Raw genomic sequence first — 3,794 nt, 5'->3', positions numbered from 1 at the left:
CGCCACGCTGGGGACCAGCACATGAGCCGCAAGCCCCCGCGCCGCGCCGGCGCGTCCGACGCAAAAGATGGAGTCGGCTACGGCAAACCGCCGGCCGAGCATCGGTATAAACCGGGCCAGAGCGGCAATCCGAAAGGGCGGCCCAAGGGCAGCAAGAATGAGACGACCATCATCAACAAGCTTCTTAACCGCAAAATCGACATTCGTGAAAACGGACGACTGCGCAAGATCACCGTGCTCGAAGGCATCCTGACCAGATTTGCGGACGACGCGCTGAGGGGCAAGGACAAATCGGCCGCCTTCCTTCTTAACCGCCAACAATTTCTCGAGACGTCATCCGAGCAGCCCGCCAACGACGTCCTCGATATCGACGACCGCAAGGTTTTGGATTTTTACGCCGACCAACTTTACGAGAAATTCAAAAAGCAAGGAGAGTCCGAATGACCAACCACGACCTCGCATTGTTCAGTGCCATCCTACGCGCTGACTTCGTCAGCTTTGTCTACCGCTGCTTTCTCCACCTCAACCCCGGTGCTCAATTCCTGCCCAACTGGCACATCCATGCAATTGCCTATCAGCTAGAGCGCGTCCGCCGCGGCGAAATCACCCGGCTGATCATCAACATGCCGCCGCGTTACCTCAAATCGATCACGGTTTCTGTGGCCTTTTCGGCCTTTCTGCTTGGGCTCTCGCCAGGCCGCCGCATCATTTCCATCAGCTACGGCGATGAGCTCTCGGCCAAACATGCCAGCGACTTCCGATCCATCGTGCATGCCGAGTGGTACCGGCGCGCGTTTCCGGACATGCGCATCGTGCGCAGCACCGAATCCGAGCTGATCACGACCCGACGCGGGTCGCGCAGAACGACATCGGTTTCGGGGACGTTGACAGGGCTCGGCGGCGACCTGATCCTGATTGATGATCCGCAGAAGCCGATCGATGCGCAATCGGAGTCGCGTAGAACCGGCACCAACCAATGGGTAACGAATACGCTGATGTCGCGTCTGGACAACAAGCAGACCAGCGCGGTGATCGTGGTGATGCAGCGCGTTCACCTGGACGATCTGTCCGGGTTTTTGACCAGTTCATCCGATGAGTGGGAGGTGCTCAGCCTGCCCGCGATCGCGGAGACCGACTCCGCGATCCCAATCGGCCCCAACCAATTCCATTTCAGGAAGTCAGGAGAGGCGCTGCATCCGGCCCATGAATCGATCGAGACGCTGAGCAAGCTGCGCCAGACGCTCGGGCCGGACGTGTTTGCGGCGCAGTACCAGCAGGCGCCGGTGCCGGCCGGCGGCGCCATGATCAAGCGCGACTGGCTGCGATATTACGACGAAGCCCCCTCAAGAGATATGCTGGGCTGCCGCATCATCCAGAGTTGGGATACGGCCGCCAAAAATGGCGCGCAGAACGACTGGTCTGTCTGTACGACGTGGCTGGTCATTGACGGGAATTACTACCTGCTCGACCTTGTGCGCGGTCGGTTTGAATATCCCGCCCTCCGCGACACCGCGCTCCAGCTCGCCAAGCGTTTCAAGCCGCACGAGATCCTGGTCGAAGAGGCCTCGACCGGAATTGCGCTGGCGCAGGAGCTCCGCGACAAGCGCGACTGCTTCGTCAACCCTGTCAAGATCAATCATGATAAGGTTGGTCGGCTCTACGTCCAGCAGAGCAAATTTGCCGCCGGACGCGTGCTGTTTCCGAGAAACGCGCCGTTCCTGGCTGAGCTCGAAATGGAGCTGTTGACCTTCCCGCAAGGCCGTCACGACGACCAGGTCGACAGCATCAGCCAGGCGCTGGCCTATGAGGACTCCGGGTACGATTATACGCTGAGTTGGCTCTGAGGGTGGCCGCTAGACGAGCCTCTCCATCACCCAATCGTGCAGCCCGAGCTGCATGATGGTCGAACCCAACTCGCGACCGGTCCAGACGTAAATGTCAGCACGATCCTCGGGGCGCTCGCGCCCTGCGGCGAATGACATAGACCTTGTGGAGTTTCTCGCGATTGCCCAGGAGCAGGGGGCTGATCGCGGAAGCTCCCACGCGCCAAGCCCAGTCAGCCTTCCGTGGAGCTGAGGAGATTTGCCGCAGTTGCGAGCGATGCCGCGATTTTCCAGAACAAAGCCAACTGACCGCACGAACGTCACTCGAGCCCGAGCGAGCGAAGCGTCCGCTTCTGCTGAACCAAAGCGGCCCGGTCGTAGCGCTCCAACCCTTCAAGGCCTTTCAGATCTGCCGGCAGCGGGCCGGTCAGAAGCGCTGCTAACATCGCCTGCCGCAAGCTGCGGATTTGCAGCCGCGCAAGCTTGGACCGCGCCAGCGCCATCGCCGCCTCGGGCGAGACCTGATGCCCGAGCCTCGAAGTAATCGCGACGGCAAGGTTCGCCGCCTCGGCAGGATCGCTGACGGCGCTGCGCGCCAGCCCATGACGCAGTGCGTTGCGGCTGGACCTCGTCTTGCCACCTGCCGTTTTCGGCCCGGTGCTGCGTGTGGCGTTGCGGCGATTGGCTTCGATTTGTCGAACGGACGTCATCTTCGAGCTCCTCGGCCGGGGCGGGTTTCAGGCCCCGAAAGCTCGCTCCAACCTCCTGAACTATCAAGGGTTTTCACGCCGAACAAACCGCAAAATCGCTGCAGAAAGCACTGGCATTCCCGCGCGAAAGGAGCGTTACTGATGGGACCGGGCCGTGGGCCGTTGGCCCCGGTCTCTCCCCTCGCAGCGGCGGGGGTTTTGGTGGTGCGGCGGCAAGCCGCCTCAACCAAGGAGAGACCGGTGACCACGATTGCATCCGACGGCGCCGCGGCGCCCCGCTCCGTACTCACGTTGAACCGCCACGACCGCCGCGCCTTCATTGGCGGCTCGGACGCCCGCATCATCATGGGCGACGACCAGGACGAGCTCAGGCGCCTGTGGCAGGAAAAGCGCGGCGAGATCGCGCCGCAAGATTTGTCGCGCAACCTGATCGTTCAGCTCGGCATCGCCACCGAAGACCTCAACCGCAGCTGGTACCAGAGCGCCACCGGTCACGCGATCACCGACATCCAGAAGCGGGTGCGGCACCCCGTCCATGCCTGGATGGCAGCCACGCTGGACGGCATCGTCGCGCCGACCGGCGCGGTGTTCGAGGCCAAGTTCATGCTGCCCTGGGCCTTTAGCGAAGAGGCGGCGGCCGACAAACACATGGCGCAGCTGCAGCACAACATGTGGGTGGTCGCGGCGCGCGCGGCGGTGCTCTCGATCATCACCGGCGGCGGCAAATGGGTGGAGATCACCGTGCATGCCGACCCGCTCTACCAACACCTGCTGCTGACCGCGGAGAAAAAGTTCTGGCGCTGCGTGCAGAGCGGCGAGCCGCCGCTGCTGTTCGGGATCGAGACCCCACGGCCGCGGCTCGCCGCCGTCAAGGTGGTCGACATGACCGCATCCAATCTGTGGGCCGCATGCGCGGCGACCTATTTGCGCACCCGCGAGGCCCATGGCGAGCACGAGCTGGCCAAGACCGAGCTCAAGAAGCTGCTGCCTGAGGATGCCAAGGAAGCGTTCGGACACGGCATTCGCGCCAAGCGCTCCAAGGCTGGCGCCGTCAGCTTTGATCCGGTGGAGATGGAGGCCGTCCATGCACCAGGCCAGTGAGCATATCGGGGCGATCGCGGCGGCGCTGGCCCGCGCGCAAGCCGAACTAACCAATCCGGAAAAGACCCTGACCGCTCAGATCCGCTCCCCGTTCCTGCGCGATGACGACCGCACCTTTCGCTACGCCTCGCTGGCGAGCGGCCTCGACATCGTGCGCAAG

The 3,794-nt window shown here is 62.9% G+C and carries 4 protein-coding genes and 1 pseudogene; 4 read left to right on the top strand and 1 reads right to left on the bottom strand.

What is annotated here, in order from left to right:
- Positions 1-444 (top strand): DUF5681 domain-containing protein (locus tag MOV74_RS33490; RefSeq protein WP_404979213.1); only part of this gene is annotated, 444 nt, incomplete at its 5' end.
- The gene (gene terL / locus MOV74_RS33485) at positions 441-1,844 is read left to right on the top strand and encodes a phage terminase large subunit (RefSeq protein WP_246931262.1); all 1,404 of its coding nucleotides are present in this window, start codon (positions 441-443) and stop codon (positions 1,842-1,844) included. The genes MOV74_RS33490 and terL, both read left to right, overlap by 4 nt.
- A 299-nt stretch (positions 1,845-2,143) precedes the next feature.
- On the opposite strand, the gene MOV74_RS33480 is transcribed toward terL, so the two are convergent.
- On the bottom strand, positions 2,144-2,533 hold the full coding sequence (locus tag MOV74_RS33480) for a hypothetical protein (protein ID WP_246931261.1): 390 nt from the start codon (positions 2,531-2,533) through the stop codon (positions 2,144-2,146).
- A 249-nt stretch (positions 2,534-2,782) separates the two neighbouring features.
- Between MOV74_RS33480 and MOV74_RS33475 the strand changes: the two genes are divergently transcribed.
- Together MOV74_RS33475 and MOV74_RS33470 are read left to right on the top strand one after the other, a co-directional pair.
- A complete protein-coding gene (locus tag MOV74_RS33475) occupies positions 2,783-3,634 on the top strand; it encodes a YqaJ viral recombinase family protein (RefSeq protein WP_404979214.1) in 852 nt (283 codons plus the stop codon).
- Positions 3,618-3,794: pseudogene (locus MOV74_RS33470) on the top strand (single-stranded DNA-binding protein); the annotation flags it as partial. The gene MOV74_RS33475 and the pseudogene MOV74_RS33470, both read left to right, overlap by 17 nt.

This window comes from Bradyrhizobium sp. SHOUNA76 (assembly GCF_023006445.1).
GTDB lineage: Bacteria > Pseudomonadota > Alphaproteobacteria > Rhizobiales > Xanthobacteraceae > Bradyrhizobium.
This window is presented reverse-complemented; position numbering and strand designations above follow the sequence as displayed.